13 protein-coding genes are annotated in these 17,144 nt (G+C 70.9%); 7 read left to right on the top strand and 6 right to left on the bottom strand.

Annotated elements, in window-relative coordinates:
- The first annotated feature begins 4 nt into the window (after window positions 1-4).
- Window positions 5-1,912 carry a tetratricopeptide repeat protein gene (locus VF139_05430; GenBank protein HEX6850831.1) on the top strand — a complete coding sequence of 636 codons (1,908 nt, stop codon included), beginning with the start codon at window positions 5-7 and terminating at the stop codon, window positions 1,910-1,912.
- On the opposite strand, the gene VF139_05425 is transcribed toward VF139_05430, so the two are convergent.
- The 4 genes from VF139_05425 to VF139_05410 form a co-directional block, all read right to left on the bottom strand.
- Entirely contained in the window at window positions 1,909-2,505 is a 597-nt protein-coding gene (locus tag VF139_05425) for a DUF502 domain-containing protein (GenBank protein ID HEX6850830.1), read from the bottom strand. The genes VF139_05430 and VF139_05425 overlap by 4 nt on opposite strands.
- Before the next feature lie 15 nt (window positions 2,506-2,520).
- Window positions 2,521-3,603, bottom strand: coding sequence for an FAD-dependent oxidoreductase (locus tag VF139_05420; GenBank protein HEX6850829.1), 1,083 nt, complete (start codon window positions 3,601-3,603; stop codon window positions 2,521-2,523).
- A complete protein-coding gene (locus tag VF139_05415; protein ID HEX6850828.1) occupies window positions 3,582-4,847 on the bottom strand; it encodes a cyclopropane-fatty-acyl-phospholipid synthase family protein in 1,266 nt (421 codons plus the stop codon). The genes VF139_05420 and VF139_05415 overlap by 22 nt, the downstream gene beginning before the upstream one ends.
- Window positions 4,848-4,926: 79 nt before the next feature.
- A complete protein-coding gene (locus VF139_05410; protein HEX6850827.1) occupies window positions 4,927-5,739 on the bottom strand; it encodes an RNA polymerase sigma factor RpoD/SigA in 813 nt (270 codons plus the stop codon).
- 180 nt (window positions 5,740-5,919) lie between these two features.
- Here VF139_05410 and VF139_05405 point away from each other — a divergent pair, with 180 nt between their 5' ends.
- Entirely contained in the window at window positions 5,920-6,519 is a 600-nt protein-coding gene (locus VF139_05405; GenBank protein ID HEX6850826.1) for a DUF1579 family protein, read from the top strand.
- 52 nt (window positions 6,520-6,571) lie between these two features.
- On the opposite strand, the gene VF139_05400 is transcribed toward VF139_05405, so the two are convergent.
- On the bottom strand, window positions 6,572-9,676 hold the full coding sequence (locus VF139_05400; protein HEX6850825.1) for a multicopper oxidase domain-containing protein: 3,105 nt from the start codon (window positions 9,674-9,676) through the stop codon (window positions 6,572-6,574).
- Window positions 9,677-9,778: 102 nt separating this feature from the next.
- Window positions 9,779-10,477, bottom strand: coding sequence for a DNRLRE domain-containing protein (locus VF139_05395; GenBank protein ID HEX6850824.1), 699 nt, complete (start codon window positions 10,475-10,477; stop codon window positions 9,779-9,781).
- 176 nt (window positions 10,478-10,653) lie between these two features.
- Between VF139_05395 and VF139_05390 the strand changes: the two genes are divergently transcribed.
- The 5 genes from VF139_05390 to VF139_05370 all read left to right on the top strand — a co-directional run bounded on the left by VF139_05390 (window position 10,654) and on the right by VF139_05370 (window position 17,128).
- Entirely contained in the window at window positions 10,654-11,877 is a 1,224-nt protein-coding gene (locus VF139_05390) for a hypothetical protein (GenBank protein HEX6850823.1), read from the top strand.
- 18 nt (window positions 11,878-11,895) lie between these two features.
- Window positions 11,896-13,053, top strand: coding sequence for a protein kinase (locus tag VF139_05385; GenBank protein HEX6850822.1), 1,158 nt, complete (start codon window positions 11,896-11,898; stop codon window positions 13,051-13,053).
- A 76-nt stretch (window positions 13,054-13,129) separates the two neighbouring features.
- Complete coding sequence (locus VF139_05380) at window positions 13,130-13,735, top strand: DUF4382 domain-containing protein (protein ID HEX6850821.1); 606 nt, start codon at window positions 13,130-13,132, stop codon at window positions 13,733-13,735.
- Between the two features lie 25 nt (window positions 13,736-13,760).
- Window positions 13,761-14,411: a TlpA disulfide reductase family protein gene (locus VF139_05375; protein HEX6850820.1), complete on the top strand. Its 651-nt coding sequence runs from the start codon at window positions 13,761-13,763 to the stop codon at window positions 14,409-14,411.
- Between the two features lie 35 nt (window positions 14,412-14,446).
- On the top strand, window positions 14,447-17,128 hold the full coding sequence (locus VF139_05370; protein HEX6850819.1) for a protein kinase: 2,682 nt from the start codon (window positions 14,447-14,449) through the stop codon (window positions 17,126-17,128).
- Window positions 17,129-17,144: the final 16 nt, after the last annotated feature.

Below are 17,144 nucleotides of genomic sequence, written 5' to 3'. Positions count from 1 at the left end.
TCCCGTGAGCCGACCCGCGATCCTCGCCGCCCTGCTCTCGCTCCTGACCCTCGGCGTCTACGCCGGCGTCGCCCGCAACGGGTTCGTGGACTACGACGATCCCGCGTACATCACGCAGAACGCGCACGTCCGCGGCGGGTTGACCCTCGACACCGTCGCGTGGGCGTTCACCAGCGGCGAGGAGAGCAACTGGCATCCCCTCACCTGGCTCTCCCACGCGCTCGACGTCACGTTTTTCGGCGTCGACCCCTCGGGCCACCACCTCGTGTCGGCGGGGATCCACGCCCTCAACGCCGCCCTGCTCCTGCTCGTGCTCCACGCGCTGACGGGAACGGTGTGGCGGAGCGCGTTCGTCGCGGCGCTGTTCGCCCTGCACCCGCTGCACGTCGAGTCCGTCGCCTGGGCCTCCGAGCGCAAGGACGTGTTGAGCACGCTGTTCGGCCTGCTCACCGTGCTCGCCTACCTGCGCAGGGTCGCCAGCCCCACGACCGCAGGCCGCGTCCTCGTTGCGTCCCTGTTCGCCTTGAGCCTCCTGGCGAAGCCCATGCTCGTCACCCTCCCGTTCGTGCTGCTCCTGCTCGACGCCGGACCGCTGAAGCGATGGAACCTTGCCGAGAAGGCGCCGCTGTTCGCGCTGGCGGCCGCCTCGTCGCTCGTGACCTGGCTCGTCCAGCGCGCGGGGGGTGCCGTCTCCGACCTCGACGCCCTGCCCTTCGCCGCACGCGCGGCCAACGCCGCCGTCGCGTACGTCACCTATCCGCTCCGGATGTGCTGGCCGGTCGATCTCGGCGTGCTCTACCCGCTTCCGGCGTCGATCCCGGCATGGAAGATCGTGGGGGCGCCGGCGGTGCTCGCCGCCGCGACGATCGCGGCCTGGCGGGCGAGGCGCCGCGCCCCCTACGTCCTGCTCGGCTGGTTGTTCTACCTCGGCACCCTCGTCCCGGTGATCGGTCTCGTCCAGGTCGGCGTGCAGTCCTCCGCGGACCGGTATACCTACGTTCCGCTGATCGGCATCTTCTCGATCCTCGCCTGGGGGGCGCACGACCTGCTCGGCGCGCGGCCCCTCCCCAAGGCCGCCCTCGCGGCGACCGCCCTCCTCGCGTGCACCGCGTTGACGATCCGGCAGATCGGTTTCTGGCGCGACAGCACGACGCTGTTCGAGCGGACCCTCGCGGTCACGACCGACAACGCGGTCGTGCACAACAACCTCGGCGGCGTGCGGATGCGCGAGGGACGGGTCGAGGCGGCGGTCGCGCACTTCGAGGCGGCGCGGCGCATCCACCCCGAATACGCCGCGGCGCTCTCGAACCTCGGCGTCGCCTCGGCCTCCCGGGGAAAGCTCGGTGAGGCGATCGCGCTGTTCCGCGAAGCGCTCAAGCACCGGCCCGGCCACCTCGAGGCGTGGCTCAATCTCGGCGACGCCCTGCAGAAGGACGGCGACCGGGCCGGCGCGATCGCGGCGTTCCGCCAGGCGCAGCGGCTGAAACCCGGCGACGCGACGATCGCCTCGATCGTGCAGGCGCTCGAGCGCCTGCCCTCGACCGCGAGCCCCGCGCAGGCCTCCGAGGCCCGCCCGCACTTCGACCGCGGCAACGCGCTGCGCGGAGCGGGCCGGTACGCTCAGGCGGAGGCGGCGTACCGCGAGGCGATCCGGCTCGACCCGCGATTCGACGCGGCGCACAACAATCTCGGGATCCTGCTGGCCATGGGCGGCAAGGCCGAAGAGGCCGCCGGGGAGTTCCTCGCCGTGTTGCGCCTGAACCCCCGCGACGCCGGGGCCCACCTCAACCTCGGCGTCCTCCTCGCGAAACAGGGACGGGGAAGCGAAGCGGCCGGCCACTTCGAGGAGGCCTTGCGGCTCGAGCCGGAGAACGAGGCGGCGAGGCGGGCGCTCGCACGGGTTCGCCGCTAGGGCGCGATCTCCCCCGCCACCCCGCCGGAGACGACGAAGGTCATGACGGCGCCGGGATCGGCGTCGAGCGGCGTGATGCGCTCCTTGGGAACGACGACGACGTTTCCGCCGATGTTGTAGGCCTGCGGGACGTAGACCGCGACGTGTCCGGGCAGCCCGATCTCCCCGAGCGCGGCGCGCGTGACGAAACCGACCGTGCCGACGTCCGATCCCGCCGTCAGCGCGACGAGGACGGGGCGGTTGAACCGTTTCTTCTCGCCGACGAACGCGCCGACGAGGTCCTTGATCGACGAGTAGACGAGCTTGACGAGAGGCGTCCGCTCGAGCAGCTCCTCGATCCCGGCGAAGATCCACCGCGTCGCGAAGTTCGACGCGAGGAAGCCGACCACGGTGATCACGGCGATCGTCGCCACGATCCCCGCTCCGGGCACCCGGCGATCGAGCAGCGGCTCGAGGTTGATCCAGGTGTCGAGCTCGACGAACACCCAGTACACCGCCGCCACGATCGCCGTGATCGGAACGGTGACGATCAGGCCGCGCAGGAACCACGTGGCGAGAATACCGACGACGGAACGGCGGAACGGTCGGGGCATGGGGCTCCTCCTCGGTCAGGCTCGCGCCGCCGCGGTCCGGTGCAGGAACGCGCGGTCGAGAACCCGGCGGCGCGCGAACCAAGGTATCGCGAACAGCGGAGGGCCCACGATCCGCGCGATGCGGCGGGGAAGGACCCGCGTCGAGCCCGGCGCTCCCAGCACACGGTCGAGCCGGCCCGGGTACTCCCGAAGGCGCGATGCGAGGATCGCCTCCGCGGCCAGGCGTCCGGAAACGAGCGCGGGGAGGATCCCCTCGCCGCTCGCGGGGGACGCGAGTCCGGCGGCGTCGCCGACGAGGACGAACCCGTCGCCGCAGAGGCGTCGCGGCGCGCCCGCGCGGACGCGGTAGGCGTGCCCCCGCCAACCGTCCTCCGGAATCGAGCGCAGGCGCCGTGTCGCGAGAAGGAACGCGAGGAAGGCGTCGAGATGACCCGGCAGGCCGTGGGGATCGAGACGGCCCAACCCGACGTTGAGCCAGCCCTCCTTGCGGAAGCACCAGCCGTATCCCCGGAGGTCCCGGCAGAAGTAGAGCTCCGGCCGGTCCTCCTCCACCCGACACCCCTCGCGATCGCCCGGGCCGAGGGGAAACTCGACCTCCCGCGCGACGACGACCGGGGTCCCGTCCGCGGTCCCGCCGAGATGCCCGGCGACCGGGCAGAAGTGGCCGCCGGCTCCGACCAGCGTCGACGCGCTCCATCTCCCGTCGAGCACCCACGCCCCGTCCCGGCGCTCGACGCGCCGGACGCGCTCCCCTTCCACGACTCTCGCCCCGGATCGCCGAAGCAGCTCGGCGTCGAGCTCGACGCGGCGGATGCCGAAGCTCACCGGGGCGCCGTAACCCACGTCGACGCATCGCCCCCCGATCGTTCCCACCCGGAAACGCGAGATCGGCTGCACGACGTGGCGCTCGGCGTAGGACGCCAGGGGGAACGGAAGCTCGTCGAGGACCTCGGGGGTGATCCACCCCGCGCAGGGCTTGTCGCGCGGGAAGGCGGCGGCGTCGATCAGGAGGACGTCCCGCCCCGCCTTCGTCAGCGCGGCGGCGCACGCGGAGCCGGCGGGCCCTCCTCCGACGATCAGGACGTCGGCGCGTTCCACACGAGTCCGTCCGCGGAACGGTAGAGCGCGTCCCGGGTCCATGGGGCGCCGTTCGCGCCGGAGGGCGCGAAGACCACCTGGAAGAGCTGCATCGAGCCGGTGCGGAACGCCGCTTCCGATCCGGCGAGGTAGAGCCTCCAGGTCCGGCGGAACCGCTCGTCGAATCCGACGCGCGACTCGGAACAGGCGCGCTCGTACCGCTCCCTCCAGTGCCGGAGGGTGAGGGCGTAGTGGGGGCGGAGGTTCTCGACGTCGACGACGCTCATCCCCGCGGGGACGAGCGCGCCCCGGCAGGCCTCGTCGAGGGTCGGCGCGTACGCGCCCGGGAAGATGCGCCGACGGATCCAGGGGTCGAGCGGCTGCGGGTAGTCCCGCCCGATGAAGTGGAGCAGGCCGCGACCGCGCTCCCGGTCGAGCGTGCGCGTGAGGACCCGCGCCAGCTCGCGGTAGTTCGCGAGTCCGACGTGCTCGAGCATCCCGACCGAGACGAAGACGTCGCAGCGCCCGTCGATGCGCCGGTAATCCTCGTGCAGGAACTCGACGCGGCCCGAGAGCCCCTCCTCGTCCGCGAGCCTCCGGGCCCAGGCGATCTGTTCGGAGGAGACGTTGTAGGCGCGCACGCGCACGCCGTGGTGCCGGGCCATGTGCAGCGCGAGCGCCCCCCACCCGCACCCCGCCTCGATCACGGTCTCCCCGGAGCGCAGTCCCAGCTTTCGGCACACGTGCTCCATCTTCGCGACCTGGGCCTGCTCGAGGGACTGCGCCTCGGACTCGAAGTAGGCGCAGGTGTAAAGCAGTCGCGCGTCGAGCCAGAGCCGGTAGAAGTCGTTCCCGAGGTCGTAGTGGTGATGCACGCAGCGCCGGTCGCGCGGCAGCGTGTGCGGCACGTACGTGCCGAGCCTGCGCAGCAGGGAGGGACGCCCCTTCGTCGCCATCGCGCGGTAGACCGACTCGATCGCGGCGACGAGGTCGCCTTCGACCTCGACGCGACCCTCGGCGTAGGCGTCGCCGAATCGGCCGGCGGGATCGAGAGCCAGCGCGAGGAGCGTCCGCAGGTCGCGGAAACGCACGGTGGCCACGGGCGGATTCCGCGAGGCCGATGCGGCCGTCGCCCCCACGGCGAATCGGACGTCGGCCGGCCCGAGTCGCGAGGCGACGGCGCGGAGCAACCGACCTTCGACCGCCGCACCGACGCGGAACGGCATCCGGCGGGACAGCGAAAAAGGCCGGGCCGTCGTACCCATGACGCCCTCCTTCCGGGAAACCGTGACGTCACTGTAGCGCCGTCACCCGCCCGCTCCAACCCCGAGATTCGCGCCCGGTTCAAGCCCCGCGCGCGGCATGCAGGGAGCGCGTCACCTGCCGGCGAAGGCGCGCCAGCGCTTCCCGCTCCACCTGCCGGACACGCTCGCGGCTCACCTCGAGCAGCACGCCGATCTCCTGGAGCGTGAGCGTCGGTGCGCCGTCGATTCCCAGTCGACGGCCGATCACGAACCGGTGCCTCGCCGGAAGGCGCGCGAACGCGTCGAGCAGCGCCCGGCGCGACTCTTCGGCGATCAGGCCGGTATCGGGCGGCGGCGAGCTCGCGTCCACCAGCCGGTCGATGAGGGTCGACGCGTCGGAGTCGGATCGGGGCGCGTCGAGGCTCACCGGAGTCGGGCGTTCCCGCATCATCCTGTCGATGCTCTCGAGCGGGATCGCCATGTGCGCCGAGATCTCGTCCCGGCGGGGCGTGCGGCCGAGGACGGTGCGCAGGTCGCGCTCGGCGCGCACGACCTTTCGCTCCTGCCGCCGCTGGTAATCGGGCACGCGGAGCGGCGCGGGGTGGTCGTGCAGCGCGGCGAGCACGTGTTTCCGGACCCACCACGTCGCGTACGTCGAGAACCGCGTGCCGCGCGACGGCTCGAAACGCCGCACCGCCTCCAGCAGGCCCAGCACGCCTTCGTGGCAGAGGTCCTCGAAGGCGAGGCTCCACCCCCGGTATTCCCGGGCCACATGGGCGACGACGTGGAGGTTCGCGAGGATCAGCCTGTCCCGCGCCTCGCGGCTCGAGCGCGCCCGAAGCGCGAGGTCCCGCTCCGTCGCCGGATCGAGCACCTCGGCGCCGCCTTCGCGTTCCCTGATCGGGATGCCCACCCTGCCTCCCGGCCTGGGCCACAGCAACCCGCGTACCACGGCGATCCGCCGCATCGCCGCGCGTCGTTCCGCGCCCGACCCCGGGGGAGCCGGTACGAATTGCACGGTGAAGGAGGTTCCGCCGTCACCGGAGGGAGTAGGATCTTCGGCATCCACGTTCCGTCCACGAAGGAGGTCCCCGTGAAGTCGAAGATCGCCCTCGCCCTGTTTATCGTCGCGCTCCTCCCCATGGCCGCCCTCGCGCAACCCGAAGGCGGCATGCCCGAGATGACCCCCGAGCAGAAGGCGGAGATGGAGGCCTACATGAAGGCCGGCACCCCCGGCGAGCCGCACAAGCTGCTGGCCGCCGGCGCCGGGAACTACGACGTCGTCGTCAAGAGCTGGAGCGACCCGCAGGCGCCGCCCAACGTGGAGAAGGGCACGACCACCCGCACCGTGGACCTCGACGGCCGCGTCGTCGTCGAGCGGATGAACTGCACGATGATGGGGATGCCGTTCACCGGCACCGGGATGACCGGCTTCGACAACGTCAGCGGGAAATACTGGTCGACGTGGACCGACAGCATGTCCACCGGGATCATGCTCAGCACCGGCACGTGCGATGCGAAGCACCGCTGCGAGTTCACGGGGAGCTGGAACGACCCCATCAAGAAGGGTCCGGTCACCGCGCGCATGGTCAGCCGCCCCACCGGCCCCAATACGGAGATCTTCGAGATGTTCGCCCCCGGCAAGGACGGCAAAGAAATGAAGATGATGGAGATCACCTACACCAAGAAGTAGGTTTCCCGCAGCGCCTTCTTCCGCGTCGTCCGGGCGCGACCGCGATCCCCGCTCAGGGGCATCCCTGCCCGGACGCCGCGATCTCCGCGTCCCGCGATCCCGACTGCGTCGGCGCCCCGCTGTCGTACGTTCCCCCCGGCTGGGACCGGACGAGGTACCAGATCGACTGCCCCGTCGCGGGATTCTCCGTGTGCTCCCAGAACGTCGACGCCCGGTCGTTGGCGAGACACGCCTCGGTCACGAACGGGTCCGCGAAGTTGCCGCCGCCGGCTCGGAGCAGATCGAGCCGCCCCCGGACGACGTCGTAGGACGTCGCACCGCCGATCGTCCCCCACCACAGGCGCGTCTTCTCCACGCGGAGGTCGAGCACCTCGTCGAGTCCCGCGTCGGCGAGGGTGACGTTCGTGACGTCGCCGTTCGTGACGACGCGGCGACCGACCGCGGTCGCGGCGACCCCCGCCGCCTGGAGCTCCGGGTCGGCGTTGATCGCCGCGGCGAGGGCGGAGGCGACCTGCTCGGCGGTCTGCCCCGGCGTCGTCGTGACCGTCACGACCTCGCCGCCGACCGTCACGGAGACGGAGCCCCCCGCGGCGGTCCCGCTGAGCGTCACGAACTCCTCCGCGTCGCAGGAGGCGTCGCAGCCGTTCAGGGAGGTCTTCTCGCCGTCGTCGCACTCCTCGGTCGGGTCGAGGACCGCGTCGCCGCACTGGATCGTCTGGAACTGCCGCATCATCTCGTGGTCCTCGTGCTCGAGGATGTGGCAGTGGTAGGCGTAGCGCCCCTTGTAGCTCTCGAACTTCGCGATGACCCGCAGGATCTCGTTCGGTGCGACCATCGCCGTGTCCTTCCAGCCGTTCTCCTCCGCCGGCGGCGCCTGCGGGTTCCCGTTCGGGATGATCTCACCCCCGGCCCCCTTCGTGAAGCCGTCCCGGTCGAGGACCTGGAAGTTCACGAGGTGCATGTGCATCGGGTGCGAGACGCCGGAGTCGTTGATGAAGCGCCAGATCTCGACGGTGCCGAGCTCGGGATACTCCGTGATGTCCTCCCAGCCGAGGTCGTTGATCGCCCACTTCGAGTTGCCGCAGCCGTCCGTCATCGTCTTGAGCCGGAAGTCCCGCGAGCGCACCGCCTCCGCGGGCTGCAGCCGCGCGATCGGCCGGAGCGTGGCCGGGAGCGGATCCGTGTCCCCCGCCAGGCTTCCGACGCGGAACTTCATGATCTGCGGGAGGCTCGGGGTCCCGTTGGGGAAAGGCGCCGCCGCGCTGTTCGTGAGGAGGATCTCGGTGCCGTTCGCGTAGGCGGCGAAATCGACCACGACGTCGTAGCGCTCCCCGGGGCCGATCGTGAGCTGGCCGACGCCGTGGACCGGCGCCTCCAGCAACCCGCCTTCGGTCCCGATGACGGTGAAGTTGAGGGTCCCGGTCGGAGGCGCCAGCGACAACGTGTAGACGCGCGACCCGGAACCGTTGAGCAGGCGGAACCGGTACTTGCCCCGCTTCACATCGAGGTAGGGCCACACCTTCCCGTTGACGAGCGCCTTGTCCCCGAAGAAGTGGTCCATCCACTCGGACGGATAACTCAGCGTGCCGTCGGGATTGAACTTGCGGTCCTGGATCACGAGCGGGACCTCGTATTCGCCGACCGGGAGGTTCACGGCGTCTTCGACCGAATCCCGCAGCAGGTACAGCCCGGCGAGCCCCATGTAGACGTTGAGTCGGGTGATCCCGAGCGCGTGGTCGTGATACCAGAGGTACCCCGCCTGCTGGTGGTTCTCGTATTCATACGTGGCGTCGAACCCGGGGAGGAACGTGAGCTCCGGGTAGCCGTCGTATTGCTCGCGGACGTGGGCGCCGTGCAGGTGGAAAACCGTCTTCGCGGTGTTCTCCGCCCCCATGATGCAGTCCTGGTCGACCGCCAGGTAGTGGGTCGTCCGCAGAGGGCCGGTCCCGCCGACGCGCAGGTCGTTCACCCAGTTCACGGTCACGAGCTGGTCCCGCCGCGCCTCGATCGTCGGACCGGGGTAACCGGGGCCGTGCGTGCCGTCGTCGAATCCCCACACCGTCGTCGCGGGAAGCTGGCTGTGCAGGGTCTGCTGCACCTCCTTCATGGTCAGCGTGTAGCCGGCCGCCCCCCCCGGTTGGCCGGAGGTCGGCGTCGCGACCGCGGGACGGGGGAGCGGGTCGAGAAACGGCGTGAGCACGATCGAGCACTCGACGGCCCCGCACGTCGAGCCGTCTCCCCGGTACGTGCCCCCGGCTCCCTGGCAGGCCGCCTGGGTCTCGACCGAACACAGGCCGCTCGCCGCGCAGCACGCCCCGCTGGCCACCACGCACGGGTTCGGGGAACACGAGGTCCCGTCCCCCTGGTAGGTCCCGGAGACCGCGGCGCATCCCGCCGAGGTGCGGATCGAGCAGGTCGACCCCTCGCAGCAGGCGCCGCTCACCGTCGCCGGCGTGTAGTCGATCACGAGCCTGGGCCGCGACGTCGTCGTCGCGTTCTCGCGGGTACCGAATCGCTTGGCCGTCTCCGTCTGCGTCTCCAGTCCCTTCACCAGCCAGCCGTGGTTCTGCGACGGCGTGTTCAGCCACAGTTGGACGTCGGCGACCATGCCGCTCGTCGAGCCCCACGTGTAGGACCCGACCGCGCCCACCGACCGCGTCGCGCTCGCGGTCCCCGCGTAGTCGCCGCCGGGGGTCGTCCAGAACGCGTTCGGGTAGAAGGTGTGCCGCCACGTCGCGTCGTTGGTCGTCGCGGGCTCGCCGCGCCCCTGCTGGCTGTTCCCCGTGTTGGACGTCCCCTCCCCCCATTCGGCGCTCAGCCGGTGCAGGGTGACGTTGAAGCCGGTATTCGCCTTCACCTTGTCGCAGTACATGGTGAGCTGGACGCTCTGGATCGTCGCCCCCGCCGGGATCGCCCCCGCCACGTCGAACTCGAGCACCGCGCGCCGGACCGCGGCCTGGCCGGCCTGGTTGAGCGCATCCTTGGTCCGCCCGGTGAACATCGTCGGGCCCGCGCCGTCGCTCTTGTCCGCGAACGCGTCCTGCTGGATCGGCTCGTAGAGGGTGTTGTCCTTGATCGGGTAGAGGGTCGCGGTGTCGGCGAACGCGGCGCTCGCGGAGCAGGCCGCGACCATGGCGAGGCGAAGGATGCGGCTCATGACGGGACCCCCGGAGAACGGCGCCGACCACGCGGCGACCGCTTTACGGAGAAAGGGTACCGGCGCGCAGCCTCGATCGCGCCGCCCCCCGCGTGACATCGATCAACGGGGGTGCGGCTCACCCGCCACGCGGAAGGTGATCTCGAGAACCGGGGGCTGCCCGGGATCGTCGGCCTCGCGGGTCGCGAACGGCTGGACGCTCTGCGGCCGCGTCTCGTCCCCGATCAGGATCCAGCCGAAGTTCCGCGACGGCGCCGCGGCCCAGAGTCGGGTGTCCGCGAGCAGCTTGCGATCGCCGGCGACGGCGTACGCCCCCGGGCCTTCCGTCTCGAACGCGGCGCTTGCCGTTCCGACAAATCGCCCCCCGGCGTACTCCCAGAACCGGTCGTCGTGGAAGGTGTGGAGCCAGGTCGCGTCACCGGGCTCGGAGGGGGCCCCACGCCCGCCCGTCGTGAACGAGGCGCCTTCCCCCCAATCCTCGAGGACGCGGTAGAGACGGAACCGGGACGGGTCGGGGTTCCCCGGGAGCGCGGTCAGGTGGAGGGTCACCGACTCCACGATCGCCCTCGGCGGAAGCGATCCCGCGACGTCGAAGCGGAGGAGTCCGCGCCGGACGCTCCCCGCCCCCTGATTCGTCCGCCCCGCGAACAACACCGGCCCCGAGCCGTTGGCCAGGGCGCCGTCGGGATCCTCGATGAGCGTGGCGTCGCGGTCCGCGGGAACGAGGACGGTCTCCGCGCGCGAGGGCGTCGCCAGCGACACGACGGCCAGGATCGACGCGGTGGTCACGAAACGTCGCATCGCCGGTTCTCCACGGCCCGAAGGCCGGAATACACATACGGCGAAAGCGTCCCAACCGTTGAACGATTCAACGATCTGCGGCAAAACCACAACTCCCCATGGAAGCGGGGAACGATCGGTCGTATTCCTGTGGCACGGCCCCGTCCGATGGCGCGATGCGCCCGGGAGGTGCCGTCATGCAGCGCAGCCGATTCCTGCCCATCCTCATCCTCCTCCTCCTCGCCACGACGCTCGCGGCGGGTGCCTGGGCGGCGCCGCCGGTCGAGCGGGACTGCGACGCCGAGTTCCCGGCGGAGCGGTACAACGACCGCATCGACTGCAAGACCGAGAACGCCAACGCGGCGATGTTCCGGTACGTCGACGCGGCGATCGAGTTCGACCGAGCCAGCCGCGCGATGAACCGCGCGCCGGTCTTCTCCGACGCGCAGGTGTCCTCGCTGCTCGCGAGCCGCGAGCGCGCGCAGACCGCGAAGGTCCGCGCCCACCAGGCGCAGTTGTTCCGCGCGAAGGTCAAGAAGCAGAAGTCCGCGGAGGAGGACTGCTACATCAAGGAGAAGCTCGGCGACGGGAAGGGAGACGACGCCCAGCCGTGCGAGGCGGGCGAGGTCTGCGAGGAGGTCGCCGGCGACGGGATCGGCGACGACGACGGCCTGTGCGAGACGAAGGGCCGGAACAAGGAGGTGTGCGTCCAGATCTGCCAGGCGCCGCCGGCGAGCGACGCGGACAACTACGACCCCGAGGCGGCGGTGGAGGCCGAGCAGGAGATCGACGAGCTTTCGGTCGCCCTCGACGAGGCGACGGACGAGATCACCCGCACGACGGCGCGGATGCGTCAGGCGTACGCCGCGATGCCCGCCACGCGCGCCCCGCTCGACTGCAACCAGTACGCCTACGATCTCTTCCCCGGCCCGGTGGCGCTCCAGGCGTCGCAGGTCGCCAAGAACGTGACGGGGGCGGCGTTCAACGGCTGCTCGGTCGTCTGCAACCAGGACGCCTTCGGCTGGAACTGCGAGGCGGGGTGTCTCGTCCTCGCGATCCTCGACGGGATCGCGAACGCGGTGAACGACGGCTTCCAGGTCGCCGCGGACACGAACGACGGCGCGCAGATGGACCGGCTCACCCGGTGCACGACCGAGCTCAAGTCGAACCTCGATGCGCTCGCGATCTCCGCCGGGAACACCGAAGCCGCCCTCGACGACGTCCAGGCCCGCCTCGCCGCGATGGCGCAGCAGATCGACCTGCTCGCGACGTACCTGACCTCGCGACTGGACGCGATCGACACGCAGCTGTGCACCCCGCAGGGGCAACGGGCGTGCTTCCCGGTGCAGCCGGGGAAACCCGAGGCCGGATCGAGCGTGTCCCCCGGCAAGGCCGCGACGAGGACCCCGGCGAGGAAGTAGCTGGGGCATGATGGGCCCGTGAACGGACGGGCCACGCAGGCGACGACGCGCACCCGGCGATCGGCGCGGACCGAAGCCGGGGAGCCGCTGGTGAGAGCCGGGCAGGTCCTGCACAGCCCCGAAACGGGAGTGCTCTACGAAGTCGAGCGCCTGCTCGGCTCCGGCGGGTTCGGTCAGGTCTACCTCTCGAGGCGCCTGGGTCGCTCGAAGGAGATCCCCGAGCACCTCTGCATCAAGGTCAGCTCGATCATCGACGGCTGGCTGCGCGAGGCGTATTTCGGCCAGCTGCTCGAGGGGCACCCGCGCGCGATACGGGTCTACGACCGCTTCGCGCTCGTGTTGCCGCGTGAACGTCCGCTGTATGCGCTCGCCCTCGAATACGCGCGCCACGGCGACCTGAGCGCCTACCTGCGCAAGACGCAGAAACCCTGGCCCGAGCGCACCGCCCGACGCGAGATCGCCGGGATCCTCGAGGTCCTCGGAAAGCTGCACCGGGGCGAGCTCCTCCATCGCGACCTCACTCCGATGAACGTCTTCGTCTGCGACGACCGGCGCCTCAAGCTCGGCGACTTCGGGATCGTGCGCTCGATGAGCGACCGCCGCGGGCTTCCCGCGCGCACGCTCAACCCCGCGATGGCACCGAGCGAGATCGTGGCGGGGGCGGTCCCCAAGTGGCAGGCGCGCGACGACGTCTACCAGGTCGGCCAGCTCCTCGCGATGCTGGTGAAGGGGGACGCCTCCAAGCGCATCCGCACCGGCGAGGTCCGCCACCTCGACTGCAGCGACCCGCTGAAGGAGATCGTGCACCGGTGCATCGGCGAGCGGCGCAAGCGCTACGAGAGCGCGGGCGAGCTCATCGAGGCGCTCCAGCGCAGCCCCGCCCCGCTGCGCTCGGGCGCGCTGCGGTCGCTCCGGGGGGTGCACCTCGCCTTCACCGGGATCCTCAGCAAGCCGCGAAGCGACGCGGCCGAGGCCGCGAAGCGGGCGGGGGCGATCGTGCACGGCGGCCCCTCGGCGAAGACGAGCGTGGTCGTGCGCGGGCGCCCCAACCCCCTGCAGGCCGCAGGGCGCGAGGCCGGCCTCAAGCTCATGGAGATCAAGCGCCTCCGCGAGAAAGGCCAGAAAATCGTCTTACTGAACGAGAAGCAGTTCTGGCGCCTCGCGACGAAGCGCTGAGCCGGCGCACGCAAATCCCCCGCTGGCACGCGGATCGCAGGATATTCCCCTCACCACGAACTCGAGGAGGTGGCCCATGTCGGTCCCGCGTCTTGCCGTGTTCTTCTTGCTCGGGACGGTCGTTCTTACCACAGGCCTCGTGGGGTGCAGCGGCACGAACGAGGTCACGGGGGGGAGCTCCCAGGTGCGGGTGTTGCTCACCGACGCTCCTTCGGACTCCATCGAATCCGCGAACGTGACGATCTCGCGGGTTTATCTCACCTCGGACGCCGGCCCGCACGTCGACGTCATGCCGGCGGGCGATCCGTCGGTGACCTACGACCTCCTCGACCTCCGGAACGGCGTCGAGGCCCTGCTCGCCGACCGTGTGGTCCCCGCCGGAACCTACGGCCAGCTGCGCCTGGTGGTCGAATCGGCCGACGTCACCCTCGTTCCGGGGCTGACCTTCGAGGACGGCACCAACTTCCGCAGCCTGAAGGTGCCCAGCGGCATGCAATCGGGGATCAAGGTCCAGCTCGCGACTCCGATCGACGCCGACCCGGGGGAGATCACGATCGTCGTGGTCGACTTCGACGTGAATCAGAACTTCGTGCTGCAAGGGGCGACGGGGACGACGGTGAACGACGTCCTGTTCACGCCGTTGCTGCAGGAGAAGCGGCGCGACGGATTGGCGATGCCCTGACGACGCATCGGGTTATCCTCGGCGAATGCAGCCCCTCGCCCCGTCCCTCGCCGCCCTTCTCTACGCCCTCGCGGCCGCGGCCGGAGCGCTCCCGACGACCGATCCCGCGAAGGCGGTCTCTCGCCCCGGGCCGATCGGCCGGGGGGACCAGGCCGCCGCGGCGAAGCTCGTGGGGATGGCGGCGCCGGCGCTCCCGGCGCTGCGCTGGCTGGACGGGAAGCCGCGCACCCTCGCGTCGCTCGAGGGGCGGGTCGTCGTGATCCGCAGCTTCACGAACGAGTGCCCCTTCTGCGCGTCCACGATGCCGACGCTGCAACGAATGCACGAGCGCTACGGCGACCGCGTCACGATCCTCGGCGTCTATCACCCGAAGCCGCCGGCTCCGACGGCCTCGGCGGACGTCGCCGCCTTCGTGAGATCGCTCGGCGTGACCTTCCCGGTCGCGGTCGACGAGGACTGGAGCCTGGTGCGCGCCTGGTGGCAGGATCTGAACGACGCGCCGTGGACCTCCATCACGTGGGTGCTCGACGGGGAAGGCGCGATTCGATTCGTGCACCCCGGCGGGGAGTACCACGAGGACGGAGGGGGGCCCGCGCATGACGGATGCCGCAGCGACTACCGTGCGCTGATCGAGATGCTCGATCGAATCGCTCCCGCCGCGGACGTTCCCCGGTAGACTACCCCCCGCATTCCTGAGGGGGGATTCTCGCCATGAGCCTGTCCGCCGGGACCCGCCTGGGTCCGTACGAGATCGTCGCGCCGATCGGCGCCGGCGGGATGGGAGAGGTCTACCGCGCACGGGACACGCGACTCGGACGCGAAGTCGCCGTGAAGGTCCTTCCCGCGGACTTCGCCGCGAACCCGGAGCTCAAGGAGAGGTTCGAGCGCGAGGCGCAGACGATCTCGCAACTGAGCCACCCCCACGTCTGCAGCCTCTTCGACGTCGGACACGAGGGGGGACTGGACTTCCTCGTGATGGAGCTGATCGAGGGCGAGTCGCTCGGCGATCGTCTGCGCCGCGGGCCGCTCGCGATCGAGCAGGTGTTGCGCCACGGGATCGAGATCGCCTCCGCCCTCGACGCCGCCCACCGTCGCGGGATCGTCCACCGGGACCTGAAACCGGGAAACGTGATGCTCACGAAGTCGGGGGCGAAGCTCCTCGACTTCGGCCTCGCGAAGTCCGGACCGCTCGTCACGGGGGGCTCGACGGCCCCCGCGAGCCCGGACAGCCCGACGATGCACAAGCCGCTGACGGAGGCGGGGACGATTCTCGGAACGTTCCAGTACATGGCCCCCGAGCAGCTCGAGGGGCTCGAGGCCGACGCCCGCACCGACATCTTCGCGTTCGGTGCGCTCCTGTACGAGATGGCGACGGGGCGTGCCGCCTTCGAAGGGAAGACCCGCACTTCGCTGATCGCCGCGATCGTCTCGGGATCGCCGCAGCCGCTCAGCGCGGTCGCGCCGCTCACCCCCCCGGCCCTCGACCACCTGATCAAGAAGTGCCTCGAAAAGGACCCCGACGACCGCTGGCAGACCACGCGCGATCTCGCCGACCAGTTGCGCTTCCTCGTCGCCGCGGGCTCGCGTGCGGGCGAAGCGGCCCCGATCGCCGCGAAGCGGAAGGTGAGGACGCGCCTGGCGTGGACGTTCCACGCCGTCACGGCCGCCGTCGCGATCCTCGCCACCGCCGCGGTGATGCAATCGCGGGTCGCTCCGCCGCGCGTGGTCCGCTCGTCGCTGCTCCCGCCCGACGGCACGAGGTTCGAGGTGACCTCGGGGGTGGGGACGTTGTCCCCGGACGGGCGCCGCATCGCCTTCATCGCACGCAACGCGGAGGCGAAGGACGTGTTGTGGGTCCGGGCCCTCGACGCGCTCACCGCGCAGCCGCTGGCCGGGACCGAGGGGGCCACCCATCCCTTCTGGTCGCCCGACAGCCGGTTCCTCGGGTTCTTCGCGGGGGGAAAGCTCAAGAAGATCGACTCGAACGGCGGGCCTCCCCAGGCGCTGGCCGACGCCGCCGCCGGCCGCGGCGGTTCGTGGAGCACGGACGGGACGATCGTCTTCACGCCGTCGACCTCCGACCCCATCTACAAGGTGCCCGCGGGCGGCGGGACGCCCGTCCCGGTGACCGCGCTCGACGCGGCCGACGGCGAGATCTCGCATCGCCATCCGGACTTCCTGGGGGACGGCGTGCACTTCCTTTTCCTTTCGGAGGGCCGCCAGGAGCGGGAAGGCTCCCAGGACGGGTTCCTCCTCTACGTGGGCTCGACGGCGTCGAAGGAGAGAAAGCGGCTGATCGGCACGAACGCCTCCGCGCGCTACGCCCCGTCGGGACACGTGTTGTTCCTTCGCGATCGCACGCTGCTCGCGCAGCGCCTGGACGAGGCGAAACTCGAGCTCGTCGGCGAGGCGGTGCCGGTCGCGGAGAACATGGGGCGCACGTCGCGCTGGGAGACGCCGTGCAGCGTCTCGGACGACGGCCTGCTCGCCTTCCAGGCCGGCGCGACCTCGACGCTCTCCCAGCTCGCCTGGGTGGATCGGGAGGGCCGCGAGCTGGGGAACGCCGGGAAACCCGGCGATTACCGGGGGATCGCCCTCTCGCACGACGGCCGGCGCGTCGCCGTGGCCGCGCTCGACCCCAAGTCGCAGAAGTCGGACATCTGGGTGCTCGACCTCGAGCGCGGCACCTCGACGCGCCTGACGTTCGACGCGGGGGACGAATCGACGCCGACCTGGTCGCCGGACGACCGCTGGGTCTACTTCACCTCGAACCGGCAGGGACGCGGGGACGTCTACCGGAAATCGAGCTCCGGAACGGGGGCCGACGAGCTGGTGTACGCCGACCCGGAGACGACGCTCCTCCACGCCTTCACCGCCGACGGGAAGACCGCCACGCTCATGACCAACAACGTGGGCAGGCGCACGTTGTGGGACATCTCGCTGCTCGACGTCGCGAGCGGGAAGGCGCGCCCGTTCCTCGAGACCCCGTTCAACGAGCTCGTGCCGGTGATCTCCCCCGACGGGCGCTGGCTCGCCTACTTCTCCAACGAGTCGGGGCAGAACGAGGTGTACGTCCAGGCGTTGGGCGCCGAAGGGGGGAAGTGGCAGATCTCGACGGAAGGCGGGACGCGCCCGCGCTTCACCCGCGACGGAACGGAGATCGTCTACCAGTCCTCGGACGACAAGCTGATGGTGGCCTCGCTGCGGACCGCTCCCGAGTTCTCGGCCTCCGTGCCCCGCCGGCTGGTCGACCCGAGATTGCGCCAGGCGGTCGGGATGCACTACGACCTCGCCCCGGACGGGCGGCGCATCCTCGTGAACCGACCGGTCGAGCAGCAGGACGTCGAGCCGGTCACCCTCGTGCAGCACTGGACGGAGGGGCTGGGGCGGTAGCCGCCGGCCCGGACCG

The sequence above is a fragment of the Candidatus Polarisedimenticolaceae bacterium genome, from assembly GCA_036376135.1.
Taxonomy (GTDB): domain Bacteria; phylum Acidobacteriota; class Polarisedimenticolia; order Polarisedimenticolales; family DASRJG01; genus DASVAW01.
This window is presented reverse-complemented; position numbering and strand designations above follow the sequence as displayed.